We start from the raw sequence: 15791 nt of genomic DNA on the forward strand, positions 1-15791 counted from the left end.
AGGAGAACCGCAATGGACTTCCCGATCCCCGATTGGGCCGTGAACCTGTCCCCCTGGGCGTTGGTTGTCAGCTTGGTCATCATGCTTGCGCGGGGCACCCTGACCCGTCCGCACACGGACCGCGTCGAGGCGGACGCTGATAAGCGCATCGCCGAGGCGAAAGAAGCCAACGACAAGCTCCTGAAAGCGAAGGACGAAGCCCACGCGGCCGCCCTGGCGGCGAAAGACGCGACGGTCGCGGAACAGAAAGAGACGATCACCTACCTGCGCGGGGTTGTGAAAACCCTCACCGAAGCGGTCGAAACGATCGCGGAAACTCAGGAAGAGCAGAACAAAACCACGGACATCGTGAAAACCGTGATGCAGACCCTCCAAGCCAACGCAGCCAAACCAAAAGACCCCACGGGTCCGCTGCAGAAGGTGAAGGCGTCACCATGACGACCGAGAAACCAAACCGGGAAGACCTCGAACAGGCGGAACGCGCGCGTAAGGCGCTGGAAACCTCACAGCTTCACCTTGTCCGGGCTAAGAGCCTCGCCAAGGACATTGACCGTATCAAGCGCGTGAACGGTATCGCCGCGGCGCTGAACCGACGTTTGGGGACGACACGATGAACATCGAGCAACTGATCATCCTGGTTCTTACCGTGGCGGCTGCTGGTGGGGCGACGGCCGCGGCTGTTGCCTATATCAAGTTGGCCCCGTGGTGGGAGTCGTGGATCGGGCGCATGTACCTTGCGCTGCTGGTTGTCCTGGCTGCCCTGTTGTGGTTGCTGGTGATCAACCGGGCACTGAACGGTGACGTCACCAGGACGGCGTGGATCTTCCTCGCCCTGATGCTGGCCGTGACTCTCTGGGGGAACTTCTTCACGATCATCCACACCCAACGCCAAGCCAACCCCGAGGAAGACGAGCCATGAGCTACTGCTGGCCTTTAGATGCATCCGTCCCGATCAGTATCGTCTACGGCATTGTGCGGGACTTCGGGTCTTCCCCGAACGACGGCATCAACCCTGCAGGCGGCCACACGGGCAACGACTACGCCGCGAACATTGGAACCCCCGTCCGGGCGCCCGGTGACGGGGTGATCGCGTTCGAGGGCTGGATCCAGGGCGCCTACTACCAGAACCCGTGGTGGTTGGACGGTAAGGGCGGCATCGTCTGCGTGCTGGACTGCGGCGACACGGAACCGACGTTCATCATGGGGCACCTTTCCCGCACGGTCGTGGACAAGGGACAGCGGGTGAAGAAGGGCGACATCATCGCCTACACCGGCAACACCACCACCCTCGCGGGTGGCGTGGGCGCGCACCTGCACTTCGAAGCTCTCCCGCCCGGTTACATCCTGAACGGCCCCACCTACGGGCGGGTGAACCCGAACCGGTACTGCAAGGAGTATTGGACGGGCACGATCGCCCCGCAAGGTGACGTGAAGCCTTCCGCTCCGGCCACCGGCCCGGTGTTCGGGATCGACGTTTCCATGTACCAGAAGGGCATCAACATTGCGGCTACCGGTGCGCGTTGGGTTGCTGTCAAGGCTACGGAGGGCATCGGCTGGGCGGACCCGGCTTACGCGTCGAACGTGGCCGCTGCCCGCGCCGCCGGGATCCCCGTCTACCACTACCACTTCGCCCGTCCGGTCCCGGAGAACGATCCGCTGGTTGAGGCTGACTCGTTCGTGAAGACCGTCCAAGCCCGGCTGAAACCGGGTGACGGGGCGGTCCTCGACTGGGAAGCGGAGAACCCGCAGAACACCGGCTGGGCGAAGAAGTGGCTTGACGCGGTCGGTTCCCGGCTGGGCGTGGACACGTGGATCTACATGAACACGGCCACGGCGAAGGCTTACGACTGGTCCGCGGTGCAGAAGGGGTATCCGCTGTGGCTGGCCGATTACGGGCCGAACACTGACAAGGGGTTCGGGACATCCCGGACCCTTCCGCTTGTGCCTGGCTGGTCGATCGCTGCTTGGCAGTACAGCAGCGTGGGCCGTCTTCCGGGTTACTCCGGTGACCTTGACCTGAACATCGTCTACAAGCAAGGAACTGACATGGCACTCACGGATGCCGATATCAAGAAACTGTTGAACTCCCCCGCCTATGACGACGGGCCGTCCATTTCGCAGGTGCTGAAGGACTTGCACCTGTCGATCGACCCCGGCGAGTCGGGGAAGCGGAACGCGGGCGTAGTGTACTCGGGGCTTGCGCAGCTCTCCGCGCAGCTCGGCGTCGTCGCGGACAAGGCCGGGGTTACCCCGGAGGACATGGCGAAGGCCGTCGCTGATCAGCTTGCAAGCGGGTTCACCGTGAACCTGAACGTAGAGAAAAAGGAAGAACCGAAATGATCATCAAAGACCCCGCAATCCGGGCATGGATCTATGGCATCTTCGCCGCGGGCGCCGCTGTTGCGGTTGTCTACGGTCTGGTGACCAATGAGCAGGTCACGGTGTGGCTGGCTCTCGTGGCCGCTGTTCTCGGCAACGGCCTTGCCCTGGCGAACGTCGATAAGCCGGGGAAGCACGAAGCAGAGTGAGGGTGGAGACGTTCACTGACGGGAAGCTCCGCGAACAGTGGGACGACACGTCCCGCACGTATACGGCGTGGGGGGACGACGGTGAAATAAGCGAAGCGAGACCGTACACGGAGGCCGAGAACACGGACGCGGACGCGCGCCTGACGGACGCGACAGCGAAGGCAACCACACAGGCTGACTTGCTGTCGAAGATGCAGACGGCGCTGGCGGGGAACGTGGAGTTCTTGAACCTCGCGGCCCCGACGCAGGCGCAGTCCTTGGCGCAGATCAAGGCGTTGACCCGTCAGGTGAACGCGGCCATGCGGTATCTGACGAACAACCTTGATTCGACGGCGGGCACCTAACCAAAATAGGCAAGACCTCTTGACTTGCACAGTCTAGAACACTAGACTAAAGTCATGATCAAGCGGCAGGAACTCATGAAGAAACTCGCACGAGTCGCCAAGGAACGCGGCGAGGAACTCACCCTCAAAGAGGGCGGGAACCACACCAAAGTCCAAATCGGCACCGCCCGGACGGTAGTCCCACGGCACCGCGAGATTGATAATGAACTTGCCAAGGAAATCATGAAGCAGATCGGAGAGAAGCGGTGAAGCTCACGGCAACCGCCCGCAGGGGCGAACGCTTTTGGGTGGTGACGGTCCCCGAAATTCAGGGGCTCGTCACGCAGGCCCGCCGCCTGGACCAGGTCGAAGAAATGGTGCTGGACGCCGCCGAACTGCTCACGGACCGGCCACAGTCGGACTTCGAAGTGGTTGTGGTCCCGGAGTTCGAGGGCGAGACGTGCTTGATCATCAACCGGGCACTAGCCAAGGCGCAGGAAGCCAAGGAAGCGCAGGCGGCCGCGTCTGCTGCGACAAGGTCCGCTGCGGCGACGCTCGCTGATGCGGGGTTGCCGCTCCGCGATATCGGGGAAGTGTTGCACGTTTCCCACCAGCGCGCCGCGCAACTGTTGGCGTAGATCGTAAACAGAAATAGCCCCCTCCGGCCCCCCAGCGGCCCGGAGGGGGCTATTTCCGCGTCTAGTGGCCGGTTACTGCTTCGCGGCCTTCGTGAACGGCCCAGCGGTCCCTGACGCCGCGTCCACCCGCACAAAACCGGACGGTGTGGGGGTGGTGGACATCAACCACACGGTAACCCGCTCCCCCGCCTGCGCGGACGCTTTCTGCGCGTTCGACCATGTCACGTACCGGCGCTGCACGTCGGAGGTCATGCCGGACGTTTGGACGGTATTCGTCACCACCGGCAGGGACTTGTATTCGACCCGTTTACCGTCCGGGGTGGACAGGCCAACGACGTTGAGGACGGCGGCGTCCTGGCCCTTGCGGTTGTCGAGGTCGGCTTTGATCCACGAGCCGGGGGTTACGCCGGCGGACTGCAGCACGGCGATGGTTTCAGCGTCCGGCCCGGCGCTGTCGGGGACTTCCATTAGGACGGTGGCGCCTTTGATGCCGACCATGTACGTGCCAGGTCCGGAGGGTTCTGGGGTGGGTGTGGTGCCGTCGCCTGTGGGCGGGGCCGTGTAGTCGTTGGGTGGGCTGCTCGCGGCGGTCGTCGGCGTTGACGCGCAGCCGGTGAGTAGAAGAACGGCGAGAGCGAGGATAGCGAGAGCTTTCATTGGGGGTCCTTTTGTGCTGCGTCTATGCAGCGAGGGTGTGGGTTGGTGATGTTGGGGTGAGGCTGTTCACTGCCTCGCGCATTTCGTTGGTTGTGACCTGCGTGTAAATCTGTGTGGTGGCGATTGATTCGTGCCTCATGAGTTCCTGCACAACCCTGAGGTTCGCGCCGTTCCGTAGGAGGGTGGTTCCGAAATGGTGCCGGAGCATGTGCGGCTTTCCCTTCACGCCGGCCCGGTTCATGGCGGATTTGATTGCTTTTGACACGGCCCGCGCCCCGATCGTCCCAGTACGACCGTAGGCGGGGAACCATGCCCCTTCGCGGGGAAAGTGAACCGCTTCTTCCGCGAGGATGGGGTGCAGCGGGAGGTAAGCGGTTTTCCCGCCTTTCCCGGTGACGACCATTGACAGGTTGTCCCAGTCGATGTCTTCGCCCGCGAATTTGGCTATTTCGTGGACTCTGAGCCCTGCCAGGACGCCGAGTAGGATCATCATTCTTGTGCGTCGCCGGTTGGCTGCTTCGAGTATGTGCGGTAGGTCGTCGTCCTTCACGGGTCTTGGTAGGCCGCGTCTGCGTTTGGGTGAGGGTGCCTGGTGGGCTGGGTTGCGTTTACATCGTCCGGTTTTGACGAGCCAGTCGCCGTAGGCGGTGATGGTTGAGTGGTAGGTGGCGCGGGTGGAGTCCTTCAGCCCCGGTCGGGTGGTGTAGAGCACGATGTGCTCGGGTGTGAGTTCGTATGGTCCGCACTGCGAAAAGGTGAGTAAGTGCCGGATTACGGCGGTCCTCTCGTTGATGGTTCTTTGTGAGAGGTTCGCCGCTGCCTGCCAGACGCCCCAGATCGTCAGTACAGACTCCGCGGTTACGGTGTCCATGTTGGACAGTAACCTTTGTTTCGGCATTTTTCCCACCTTTCGGATATGGGCTTTATCGAATCGTTAGCGAAATTAGGCGAAATAATAACCCGCTCTCGCGCGGGTTTCGTGTATCTTGACCGGCTAGCGATTACGCGGGGAACGGTAAGACCTTCGCAACCTGTCCCACTGGGCAATCAGTCCGTGCCGTTTGCGGTCGAAAGGGAAGGCGGATAACCTGTCCTTCTCTGGGAGCGTTCCCCTTGTAATGAAAAGGTCATCAGTTCGATTCTGATAGGAAGCTCGGTTGGGAACCCCTGGAAATCTTCGGATTTCCGGGGGTTCTCTGTTTCCGCGTTAGGGGCATCCGCTCGTCAACGTCCGAAGCCCCCGGCGGGTTCCCGTTTCAGCCTGCGGCGCACAAATATCCGGACTTGGCCGGCCACCCCGTAGACTTGGCCCACTATGGATGACCCTCCTTCACATATGCCCAGGCCCCTCTGCCCCCTGACCGGATTGCCGGTCCACACGGGAGAGGGGCGCCCGAATGTATGAATGGATCATGCTCGGCATAGGCCTTGTCCTCACTGTCGGCACAGGATTCTTCGTCGCTTCCGAGTTTGCGCTGGTCAATCTGGACCGCACTGAACTCGAAGCCCGCCAAGCCCGCGGTGAAAAGCGGCTGGGGCCGACCATCAACGCCCTGAAAATCACGTCGACGCACCTCTCCGGTGCCCAGCTCGGCATCACCCTCACCACCCTGCTCACCGGCTACACCTTTGAGCCGGCCATCAGCAGCATGCTCCGCGGCCCGCTGCAATCGACCGGCTTGCCCGAAGCCTTCATTCCCGGCGTCGGTGCGGTGGCAGGTATCTTCCTGGCCACCATCTTCTCCATGGTGATCGGAGAACTGGTTCCCAAGAACTTCGCCTTGGCCCTGCCACTGGCTACGGCCAAGGTAGTAGTCCCCTTCCAAGCCCTGTTCACCACGGTGTTCAAACCGGCGATCCTGCTCTTCAACAACACAGCCAACCGCATCATCCGTTCCTTCGGCATTGAGCCCAAGGAGGAACTTTCGGGTGCCCGGTCCGCGGAGGAACTGACCTCGTTGGTGCGGCGCTCGGCGTTGGAAGGCGTCCTGGACCGCGACCATGCCGAGTTGCTGAACCGGACCCTGCGCTTTTCGGAGCACACGGCCGGAGACGTGATGACGCCTCGTATCCGCATGGTGGCCGTGGATTCGGATCACACGGCCGCCGAAATCGTGGAGCTTGCATCCGCCACCGGGTTCTCGCGGTTCCCGGTGATCGGCCGCGACCGTGACGACGTTCAGGGAGTCCTCCACGTCAAGCAGGCCTTCGCGGTGCCGCTGGAAGAACGTGGATCCGTTGCCGCTACTTCCCTCATGACCGAGCCGTTGTACGTCCCGGAGTCCAAGGACGTGGATGCACTCCTGGTCCTCCTGCGCAAGCAAGGCCTGCAAGTGGCCATTGTCTCCGACGAGCACGGCGGAACAGCAGGGATCGTCACGCTGGAGGACCTCGTAGAGGAAATCGTGGGCGAACTCGAGGACGAACACGACCGTGCCAGGGCCGGGGTGGTCCGCAGCGGCCGCTCAGTTACCTTCGACGCCTCCCTGAGACCGGACGAGTTGCTGGACCGGACCGGCATCGTGGTGCCCGAAGGCGAGGAGTACGACACTGTGGCCGGCTTCATGTCCGACCAGCTGGACCGCGTTCCGGAGCTCGGTGACGAAGTGGCCATCGCCGATGGCGTGCTGCGTGTGGAACGGGTAGCCGGCCCGCAGCTGGGACGTATCCGCTTCACACCGGACCCCGAGGCGGACACAACCAGCACCCACGACCAGATCATCGACAAGATTTCCGAGGAGCTTGGCCATGAGTGAGTATCTTCCCGGAATCATCTGGCTGGTGATCCTGCTGGTGGTGAATGGGTTCTTCGTTGGCGCCGAGTTCGCCGTGATCTCCGCACGGCGTTCCCAGATCGAACCCAAGGCCGAGGCAGGCAGCAAGGCCGCCAAGACCACGCTGTGGGCCATGGAACACGCCACCCTGATGCTGGCGACGAGCCAGCTGGGCATCACGGTATGTTCGCTGGTGATCCTCAACGTGTCTGAGCCGGCCATCCACCACCTGCTGGAAATTCCGTTGGGGCTCACGTCCCTGCCGGCCGAGGCAATCAGCATCATCGCCTTTGCCGTCGCGCTCCTGTTGGTGACCTTCCTGCACGTTGTGGTGGGCGAAATGGTCCCCAAGAACATTTCGTTCTCTGTTCCCACAAGGGCGGCCCTGATCCTGGCGCCTCCCCTGGTCCTGGTGGCCAAGGTGTTCAAGCCCGTGATCTGGACCTTGAACGGAATCGCAAATTCCATCCTTCGGCTTTTCCGCGTGGAACCCAAGGACGAGGCCACCAGCGCCTACACCTTGGACGAGGTGGCAACCATCGTGGAGCAATCCACGCGGGTAGGAACCCTCAACGACACCAGCGGAACACTGACTGCCGCCTTCGAGTTCACGGCAAAGACCGTGGCCGACGTGGAGGTTCCGATCGCCGAAATGGTGCTCCTGCCTGCCACGTCATCGCCATCGGACATCCAGCGGACTGTTGCGGAGCATGGCTACTCCCGGTACATCCTGACGGACACGGACGGACAGCCTTCCGGCTATCTCCACCTCAAGGACGTCATGGACCTGACCACGCCGGAGAAGTTCAGCAGTCCGGTGCCGGAGAAACGCATCCGTCGCCTGGCGTCCGTTTATGTAGGCAGCGAACTCGAAGATGCTCTGGCGTCCATGCGCCGGAGCGGCTCCCACGTTGCCCGCGTCTTCAATGCCGAAGGAGCCACCACTGGCATGCTGTTCCTTGAGGACATCATCGAAGAACTCGTGGGCGAGGTCCAGGACGTGACGAGCGCCTAACGACGCACGGGTCACCGTGGCCGGACGCTTTGGGGGCGTCCGGCCGCGGTGACTTCCTGTATTCACGATGCGTTAACTTACCGGCGCTACGTTCTGGCCATGACTGCTCTTGGCTCCAACCTCCACGGCTTCTCGGTCCTGGACGATGACGACGATGATCCTGTGCTGCTCGGCCCCGACGGCGTGCTGGTGGACACCTGGCGCGAGGGTTACCCCTACGCGGCCCGCTTGGACCGGGAAACGTATGAGTCGGAGAAGCGGCTGCTCCAGATCGAACTCCTCAAGCTGCAGAAGTGGGTCAAGTCCACGGGCCGCAGGGTTGTGATGGTTTTCGAGGGCCGGGACGCGGCGGGCAAGGGCGGCACCATCAAGCGTTTCACCGAGCACCTGAATCCCCGTGGCGCCCGGATTGTCGCCTTGGAGAAGCCCAGCGAGCGCGAACAGTCCCAGTGGTACTTCCAGCGCTATGTCTCGCACCTGCCTGCGGCCGGCGAGATGGTCATGTTCGACCGGTCCTGGTACAACCGGGCCGGCGTGGAGCGCGTGATGTCCTTCTGTACCGAGGAGCAATACGAGAACTTCCTCCACCAAGCACCCATTTTCGAGAAGCTGTTGGTGGACGACGGCATTGACGTGGTCAAGTTTTGGTTCTCTGTATCCCGCACCGAGCAACTGACGCGGTTCACCATCCGGCAGGTGGATCCGGTCCGCCAGTGGAAGCTCTCCCCCATGGACTTGGCGTCGCTGGACAAGTGGGGTTCGTACACTGCCGCGAAAGAAGCCATGTTCCTCGAAACGGACACGGACTGGGCGCCGTGGACGGTGGTGAAGAGCAATGACAAGAAGCGCGCACGCCTCGAAGCAATGCGCCACGTCCTCAACCGCTTCGACTACACCGGCAAGGACGTGGAACTGGTGGGCACACCCGACGCCCTGATCGTAGGCCCTGCCTCGAGGATCTTCGAAGACGGCGAAACCCCGGGCAGCCACTGACGCAACAGCGCCAATAAGCGAACGACGACGGTACTCACCTCCCGCTGTGTGGGGGCTACGAGACCAGGGCACGATACCTAGCACGGCGGGCCTGCAGCCGCGCGAATCCCGGACCGGACAGCGCTCCCGATACGGCCAGGGCTTGGAGTTCGACGGCGATAACGTCACCGAGGCGGCGCCAGAACTCCACGGGCTCCGTAGCGGCATCAGGCTGTTCCGCCACCACGACGTCCACCACTCCCCTTCCCGCGAGCGCCGCGGCCGTGATGCCTTGGCTTTCTGCGAGCGCGGGGGCGTGGGACGTGGTCCGGTGGACGATCGCCGAGGCTCCCTCCGGTGGAAGCGGCGCCAGCCACGCGTGTTGCGCGGCGATGGTCCGGTCGGCGGGCAGGAGGGCCAAGGCTCCCCCACCGGTCCCTTGGCCCAGCAAGACAGACAGGGTGGGTGTCTCCAATCCAAGGAGGTCGTACAGGGACCGGGCGATCTCGGCGGCGAGCCCGCCTTCCTCGGCTTCCTTGGACAAAGCTGCGCCGGGGGTGTCGATGACGGTCACCAGAGGAAGCCGCAGTTCGTTGGCCAGTCGCATTCCGCGCCGCGCGTCCCGCAATGACGCCGGGCCCATCGCCGCGTCTCTCCGGTGCCCCACCACCACACACGACGTGCTGCCAAAGCGGGCCAAGGCCACGAGCATCCCGTTCTCCTTGGCACCGTCGCCGGCGCCCCGCAGGAGCACGACGCCTCCCGCCTCACCAAGGAGGGCCCCGATGGAAGGCCGGTGTGGGTTTCGCGATCGTTGCACGGAGTCCCACGCTGCTGGCGGTGCCGCGGGGAGAAGCGGCGCTGCGGCCAGCGGCCCAGCCGAGAACCGCGCAGCGGAGAGCTCCGCGGGGTGAAGCTGCCCGGCGGGGTCCTCGGGGTGCTGCGCGGCGGCCGCGCCGACGCCGGCAGCGGACGTCCCAGCAACCTCTTCCCCATCACTGGACGCCACCAACAGATCCAGCACGCGGCCGAAGTAGGCACCGAGCCCTTCAGGAGGTACCACGGCATCCACGAGCCCGTGATCGAACAGGTTCTCGGCGGTCTGAACACCGGACGGGAAGGCTTCGCCATTCAATGCCTCGTACACGCGCGGCCCAAGGAACCCCAGCAGGGCTCCCGGTTCCGCCGCGGTCACGTGCCCCAAGGAACCCCAGGATGCCATGACGCCCCCAGTAGTGGGGTGCCGCAGATAGACCAGATACGGCAACCCGGCGTCGCGGTGCGCCTGAACGGCGGCAACGATTTCCACCATGGCCAGGAACGCTGCGGTCCCTTCCTGCATGCGGGTCCCCCCGGAAGCGGGCATGGCCACGAGCGGCAGGCCCAGGTGGGTTGCACGTTCGACGGCGGCAACCAGCCTTTGTGCCGCGTCCCGCCCGATGGAGCCGGCCAGGAAAGCGAAATCGGAGACGACGACGGCGACGCGGTGGTTCCGGATCCGGCCCTCGCCGGTGAGCACCGACTCGTCGCTGCCGGACTTGTGTCGTGCGGCGGCCAGGTCTGCGGCGTACGCGGCGCCAGCGGAGTCAGAGCCAACCACCCCACGAACCGGGGCGTCCCACGAAACGAAAGTACCGGCGTCGAGCGTTTCCTCAAGCAGTTCCCGGGCACCGAGGCGTCGGCGCGTCGCGGTAGCTGTCATCTGGAGACCTCCCCCGCGGCGAGCCACTCACGGATACCGTCGCTGTGCTCGTTGAGCAGCGGGGGGTGCGGTGTGGGACCGTCGGGTGGACTCGGCTCCGGAGGCGTTGTCGAAGAAGCGCAGCGGCGGCCCGGGCAAGGTGACCGGGCCCAGGAGCGGGTGTTCCACGTCCACCAGCAACCCCTGGGAAGCGAGCTGGGGCCATTCGTACACTTCTTTTAGGGCCCGGACTTTGCCCGCGGGAATACCGGCGTCGGAGAGCTTCGCGAGGAGCGGCTCAGCGTCGTACCCCGCGAACGCGGCTTCCACAACATCGATGACGCGGGCGCGGTTGCGAACCCGGTCCGCGTTGCTGGCCAAGCCGTCCGCGGCAGGGTCAAGCCCGAACGCGGAGGTGAAAGCGGCCCAGAGCTTTTCGCTCCCCACACTGATCTGCACGCTCCCATTGCGGCAGCGGAAGAGGCCATACGGCGCGATGGACGGATGGTGGTTGCCCTGTGCTTCGGGCGATTCCCCCGCCACGGTGACCTTGGTCCCTTGGAACGCGTGGACGCCAACAAGCGAAGCCAGCAGGGACGTCCGCACCACTTGCCCCTGGCCGGTCCGCTCGCGTTCCAGCAGCGCCGCGACCACCCCGTAGGCCCCGTACATGCCGGACAGGAGGTCAGCGATGGGTACGCCCACCCGTTGGGGATCGTCGGGTCCGGAACCGGTGAGCGACATGAGCCCGGCCTCGCCCTGCAGGATCTGGTCGTAGCCGCTGCGGTGGGATTCGGGGCCATCGTGGCCGAAGCCTGTGATGGACAGGATCACCAAACGGGGGTTGATGGCGTGCATCGCATCAGTGCTGAAGCCGAGCCGTTCCAGGACACCGGGACGGAAGTTCTCCACCACTACGTCGGCACGTTCCAGCAATTGCCGCAGTACGGCGCGGCCGTCGTCGCTCTTGAGGTCCAAGGCAAGCGATTCCTTGTTGCGGTTGCAGGACAGGAAATAGGTGGCCTGCGGATCGTCTTCGGGACCGACGAAGGGCGGGCCCCAGCCACGGGTGTCGTCCCCAGTGCCCGGGTTCTCGATCTTGATGACCCTGGCACCGAGGTCGCCCATCATCATGGCGGCGTGCGGGCCGGCGAGCGCTCGGCTCAGGTCCACCACGAGGCGGCCGGAGAGCGGACCGACGGTATCCCGGAGGACAGGGGCTGTTTCGGTGAGTACTGAAGTCATGGACATTCCTCGAAGATCAGTTGCCGAAGCAAGCTCAGTTGCCCAGGCGGGACAGGAGCACGGCGACGGCGGCGGAGACTCCGCCGGCGAGCGAACCTTCCAGCTCGGGGGCGAAGAAGGGCGAATGGTTCACGGGTACCGGCCCGGGGCCTTCAAAGGCGGACGCAGGCGTGCCACCGAACATCCAGAACACGGACGGCACGCCGATGGCCGTACCCAGGTGCCCGAAGTCCTCGCTCCCCATCATCGGCGGGGTCACTTCGACTGACTCCGCCCCGAGCGCACCGCGCAGTGCCGCGAGAACTGAAGGAACGGCGTCGGGGTCATTGAAGCACTGCGGGAAGCGGTACAGCTCCTCGATCTGCGGCGTGGGCGCGCCGGACGCGGCGGCCTCGGCCTCGATGATGCGGCGGACGGCGGCGAGGACCTGGCTACGCACCTCCTCGTCGAAGGTACGGATGTTGAGCGTGAACTCGGCCGAGGCCGGGATGATGTTCTCCTTGAGCCCGGCGTGGAAAGTCCCAACGGTCACGACGGCGGACTTCCGTGGGTCCAGCTCACGGGACACGATGGTCTGCAGCCGCGTGACCATGTGCGCCGCCATGACGATGGGATCGATTGAGTCCTGCGGCTGCGAACCGTGGGATTGCTGGCCGTGGACCGTGACCCTGAGCGAATCCGCCATGGCCGCCACCGGTCCGCTGGAGATGGACACGGTACCCACCGGCCGCGGCATGACGTGCTGCCCGAACACGACCTCCGGCCGTGGAGCCTTGTCCCACAGCCCGTCGTCGAGCATGGCCAGGGCACCTGCCGCGGTCTCTTCACCGGGCTGGAAGATCAGCACCAAGGTCCCGGCCCACGCGTCCCGGTTGCTGGCGAGGATTTCGGCGGCGCCCAGCAGGCTCGCCACGTGGGTGTCATGGCCGCAACCGTGCATCACGGGAACCTCGGCGCCGTCCAGCATGCCTTTGTCCGTGCTGGCGTACTCCAGGCCGGTGGCTTCCTCGATGGGCAGGCCGTCAGTGTCCGCCCGGAAGGCAACTACTGGACCGCGGCCGTTCCGCAGGACACCCACCACTCCGGTGCCGCCGCAGCGGAAATGCTCCACGCCCAAACGGTCGAGTTGTTCCTCGATGAGGGCTGCCGTGGCGTGCTCCTGCATGGACAGCTCGGGGTGGGCGTGCAGGCGCCGGTACAGGGCGTGGAGCTTGGTGGTCTGTTCGCTGTCGAGTTCCAGGGCGGTGGCGGTTTGCGGCATGGTGGTCTTCTTTCTGGTGCGTTGTGGGTTAGGAACACCTTACGCTATGAGCCGGATCACAAACAATAGCTGACGGAATCAGCCATCTAGTTGGCCGAAACAGTCATACACGGCCTTGGCATCATGCGGGACTTCCAATGGCTCGGTGTGACTCGGCACACTTTCAGGCAGCGACCATCCAGCAAAGGAGCATCATGTCCCACACCATTGGCGAGCTGTCCGCCGTCGAACTCACCGCGGCGATCCGTACGAAGGAAATCTCGGCCCGGGAGGCCCTGGACAATCACCTCCAGCGCATCGCGGAGGTGAACCCGGCCATCAACGCCGTGGTGACGCAGGATCCCGATGGAGCGCAGGCCTTGGCGCATCAAGCCGACCAGCGGACCGCATCCGGAGCCGAACTGCCGCCGCTGCACGGCCTGCCCATGACGCACAAAGACACCAACAACACCGCCGGGATGCGCACCACCCAGGGCTCCCTCGCCTTGCGCGACTTTGTGCCCGACGCCGACGACCTCATCATTGCGCGGCTCAAGGCGGCCGGCGTGGTCAGCACTGGTAAGTCCAATGTCCCGGAATTCGGCGCGGGCTCGCACACCTTCAACGACCTCTTCGGGACCACTACCAATCCCTACGCGCCCACACTGAGCGCCGGCGGAAGCAGCGGCGGGGTTGCCGCCGTCGTCGCTTCCCGCGTCCAAAGCATCGGTGACGGCAGTGACATGGGCGGTTCGCTCCGCATCCCGGCGTCTTTTTGCAACGTGGTGGGTTTCAGGCCGTCGACGGCGGTGATCCCCATGCCGTCCGAGGTCAACGCCTACGCATGGCTGGGACGGACGGGGCCGATGGCACGGACCGTGGAGGACATCGCCCTGTTCATGTCCGTCACGGCCGGACCCGACCGGCGTGTCCCCCATCCGGCAGGGCTGGATCCGGAAGTTTTCCGCGCGTCGCTGGAAACGGACATGCGCGGCGTACGGATCGGCTGGTCGCGGGACTTCGGCATCGGCATCCCTGTTGAGGCCGAGATCGTGGAACACCTGGAACGGCAGCTTGCGGTGTTCGAGGAGCTCGGCGCCATGGTGGAGGAAGCAACCCCGGACTTCAGCGAGGCGGACCTGGTGTTCGGCAACACGAGGGCCATGGATTTCGCTGCGGGGCTGGGACCCCTCGTGGAGCGTGCGGGCGATGTCATCAAGCCCGAAGTGCACTGGAACGTGAACAAGGGACTCGCCCTGACTGCGCGGGACCTGATCGAAACCGCAGCTGCGCGCACACGGCTTGAAGCAGGAGTTCAGTCATTCTTCAGCCGCTATGACCTCTTCGCGAGTCCCTGCGCCCAGGTCCTTCCGTTCAATGCGTCCCTGCGGTACCCGGGCTCTGTTGCCGGCGTACCGTCGGAAACGTATCTGGACTGGATGCGTTCGGCCTGCGTGCTTTCGGCCACGGGACTGCCGGTGCTGAGCGTGCCCGCGGGATTCAGCCGGGCAGGGTTGCCGATCGGCCTCCAGCTGGCCAGCAACCATTACACGGACATGCAGTTGCTCCGATGGGGGCGGGCTTTCGAGCAGCAGACGGGGTACGCCGCCGTCGCGCCTGTTATCGCAACTGGGGTACCGGCCCTTACGACGGTGCCCGCATAAAGCGGCCACCGCGTTTCTGGGCGTCGAGCAGGATGGAGACGTCCACGCCGGATGCGTACTGTGCCCACTCCGAAGCTGTGATGAAACGGTAAAGAGCGGACATATCCCCCACAGTGACGTCGGCGATCACCTGGTAGTCGCCTGCTATGGCCGCGGCGTAGCGGACCATGGGGAGTTCGGCGAGGCTCTTTCCCAATTGTTCAACGTGCTGTGGCGCGGCCCGGATCCAGAGCAAGGCTTCAACGGCGAGGCCGAAAGCTGCCGGTTCGATCACCACCCGCAAATGGACCTGGTTGTTGGCCAGAAGCCATTCGCTGCGGCGGCGGGCGGTGGCTTCCGAGACGCCCACCCGACGGCCCAGCGCCTCGAAGCTCATCCGGCCGTCGGCGCACAAGGCTTCCACGATCTCGTTGTCCTGGCGGCTCAGTTCCTTCTGGGCTTCCAGGATGCCCGAGTCCACGGTGAGGTGTGACCGCAGTGCCTCGGCCCGGTCCGCGCTGAGGATTTCCGGCCGCCACCCCCGGATAGTGCGGAAGTATCGCAGGACCGGATAGCTGGTTGAATCCCTGAGGCCGATGGTGGACGGAAGTTCGTCCGAGAGCACGTCAGCCATGTGCTTGGGGTCCGTCATGATCTCGGCCACGCAGTCACCGGTGCCCGTTGTGGTGTAGACGAACGTGATGTCTTTTCGCTGGGCCAGCGCTTTCGCTGCCGTCCGCACCGTTCCGGGGATGCAACGCATCTCGAAGAGCACCGCCGCCGGTTTGGGCCGGACGCCCACCACCGCGACCGCTCCCGATTCCAGGAGCTGGGAGCCCCGGCGTGCAACCGTTCGCTCAGCTTCCCCCAACACAGCAGCCATCTTGCGCCACGGGCAGCGCGGATCAATCTGGAGGGCGGCCACGATCTGCCGCTCCAATGCGTCAAACAACACCGTGGGCGCTCCGTTCGGTTCGTTGGAGCCTCGGTTTCTGTCACGGGCCCACAGACAGAATATAAGGGCGACACTGAGCCGGGGCCGGATTGGGTCGACGAGCGCCGGCACTGCTTTGGC

General features: G+C 64.4%; 17 protein-coding genes and 1 pseudogene. 12 read left to right on the forward strand and 6 right to left on the reverse strand.

The features are described from left to right. The first annotated feature begins 12 nt into the window (after positions 1-12). From HMI59_RS24040 to HMI59_RS24075, 8 genes are read left to right on the forward strand one after another with little or no spacing between them, the layout of a single operon-like run. A complete protein-coding gene (locus HMI59_RS24040; protein ID WP_193594416.1) occupies positions 13-438 on the forward strand; it encodes a hypothetical protein in 426 nt (141 codons plus the stop codon). After that, positions 435-614, forward strand: coding sequence for a hypothetical protein (locus tag HMI59_RS24045; RefSeq protein WP_193594417.1), 180 nt, complete (start codon positions 435-437; stop codon positions 612-614). The genes HMI59_RS24040 and HMI59_RS24045 overlap by 4 nt, the downstream gene beginning before the upstream one ends. Beyond that, positions 611-919, forward strand: coding sequence for a hypothetical protein (locus tag HMI59_RS24050; RefSeq protein WP_193594418.1), 309 nt, complete (start codon positions 611-613; stop codon positions 917-919). Before HMI59_RS24045 ends, HMI59_RS24050 begins: the two co-directional genes overlap by 4 nt. Beyond that, a complete protein-coding gene (locus HMI59_RS24055) occupies positions 916-2340 on the forward strand; it encodes a GH25 family lysozyme (RefSeq protein WP_193594419.1) in 1425 nt (474 codons plus the stop codon). Before HMI59_RS24050 ends, HMI59_RS24055 begins: the two co-directional genes overlap by 4 nt. Continuing rightward, a complete protein-coding gene (locus tag HMI59_RS24060; RefSeq protein WP_193594420.1) occupies positions 2337-2528 on the forward strand; it encodes a hypothetical protein in 192 nt (63 codons plus the stop codon). The genes HMI59_RS24055 and HMI59_RS24060 overlap by 4 nt, the downstream gene beginning before the upstream one ends. 2 nt (positions 2529-2530) lie before the next feature. Next, on the forward strand, positions 2531-2872 hold the full coding sequence (locus tag HMI59_RS24065) for a hypothetical protein (RefSeq protein ID WP_193594421.1): 342 nt from the start codon (positions 2531-2533) through the stop codon (positions 2870-2872). Positions 2873-2926: 54 nt separating this feature from the next. After that, on the forward strand, positions 2927-3121 hold the full coding sequence (locus tag HMI59_RS24070) for a toxin HicA (RefSeq protein WP_193594422.1): 195 nt from the start codon (positions 2927-2929) through the stop codon (positions 3119-3121). Beyond that, positions 3118-3489, forward strand: coding sequence for a type II toxin-antitoxin system HicB family antitoxin (locus HMI59_RS24075; RefSeq protein ID WP_193594423.1), 372 nt, complete (start codon positions 3118-3120; stop codon positions 3487-3489). The genes HMI59_RS24070 and HMI59_RS24075 overlap by 4 nt, the downstream gene beginning before the upstream one ends. A 72-nt stretch (positions 3490-3561) precedes the next feature. Here HMI59_RS24075 and HMI59_RS24080 read toward each other — a convergent pair whose 3' ends face one another. Both HMI59_RS24080 and HMI59_RS24085 read right to left on the reverse strand, forming a co-directional pair. Beyond that, positions 3562-4146: a hypothetical protein gene (locus HMI59_RS24080; RefSeq protein ID WP_193594424.1), complete on the reverse strand. Its 585-nt coding sequence runs from the start codon at positions 4144-4146 to the stop codon at positions 3562-3564. 22 nt (positions 4147-4168) lie between these two features. Then, a complete protein-coding gene (locus HMI59_RS24085; protein ID WP_193594425.1) occupies positions 4169-5017 on the reverse strand; it encodes a tyrosine-type recombinase/integrase in 849 nt (282 codons plus the stop codon). A gap of 526 nt (positions 5018-5543) precedes the next feature. On the opposite strand from HMI59_RS24085, the gene HMI59_RS24090 reads away from it, so the two are divergent. The 3 genes from HMI59_RS24090 (at position 5544) to ppk2 (ending at position 8928) form a co-directional block, all read left to right on the forward strand. Beyond that, positions 5544-6902 carry a hemolysin family protein gene (locus HMI59_RS24090; RefSeq protein ID WP_193594426.1) on the forward strand — a complete coding sequence of 453 codons (1359 nt, stop codon included), beginning with the start codon at positions 5544-5546 and terminating at the stop codon, positions 6900-6902. Further along, on the forward strand, positions 6895-7935 hold the full coding sequence (locus HMI59_RS24095) for a hemolysin family protein (RefSeq protein WP_193594427.1): 1041 nt from the start codon (positions 6895-6897) through the stop codon (positions 7933-7935). The genes HMI59_RS24090 and HMI59_RS24095 overlap by 8 nt, the downstream gene beginning before the upstream one ends. 99 nt (positions 7936-8034) lie before the next feature. Next, positions 8035-8928 (forward strand): polyphosphate kinase 2, encoded by an 894-nt coding sequence (ppk2, locus tag HMI59_RS24100; protein ID WP_193594428.1) that lies wholly within the window; start codon positions 8035-8037, stop codon positions 8926-8928. Positions 8929-8983: 55 nt separating this feature from the next. On the opposite strand, the gene HMI59_RS24105 is transcribed toward ppk2, so the two are convergent. The 3 genes and pseudogenes from HMI59_RS24105 to HMI59_RS24115 form a co-directional block, all read right to left on the reverse strand. Continuing rightward, positions 8984-10609 (reverse strand): carboxyl transferase domain-containing protein, encoded by a 1626-nt coding sequence (locus HMI59_RS24105; RefSeq protein WP_193594429.1) that lies wholly within the window; start codon positions 10607-10609, stop codon positions 8984-8986. Next, positions 10606-11833, reverse strand: a pseudogene (locus HMI59_RS24110) (CaiB/BaiF CoA transferase family protein). The gene HMI59_RS24105 and the pseudogene HMI59_RS24110 overlap by 4 nt, the downstream one beginning before the upstream one ends. 34 nt (positions 11834-11867) lie before the next feature. Beyond that, positions 11868-13094 (reverse strand): amidohydrolase, encoded by a 1227-nt coding sequence (locus HMI59_RS24115; RefSeq protein ID WP_193594430.1) that lies wholly within the window; start codon positions 13092-13094, stop codon positions 11868-11870. Between the two features lie 194 nt (positions 13095-13288). On the opposite strand from HMI59_RS24115, the gene HMI59_RS24120 reads away from it, so the two are divergent. After that, positions 13289-14737: an amidase gene (locus HMI59_RS24120; RefSeq protein ID WP_193594431.1), complete on the forward strand. Its 1449-nt coding sequence runs from the start codon at positions 13289-13291 to the stop codon at positions 14735-14737. Here HMI59_RS24120 and HMI59_RS24125 read toward each other — a convergent pair. After that, the gene (locus HMI59_RS24125; protein ID WP_193594432.1) at positions 14718-15671 is read right to left on the reverse strand and encodes an Lrp/AsnC family transcriptional regulator; all 954 of its coding nucleotides are present in this window, start codon (positions 15669-15671) and stop codon (positions 14718-14720) included. The genes HMI59_RS24120 and HMI59_RS24125 overlap by 20 nt on opposite strands. Between the last annotated feature and the right edge of the window lie 120 nt (positions 15672-15791).

It is taken from the genome of Paenarthrobacter sp. YJN-5, from assembly GCF_015040095.1.
GTDB classification, from domain to species: domain Bacteria; phylum Actinomycetota; class Actinomycetes; order Actinomycetales; family Micrococcaceae; genus Arthrobacter; species Arthrobacter ureafaciens.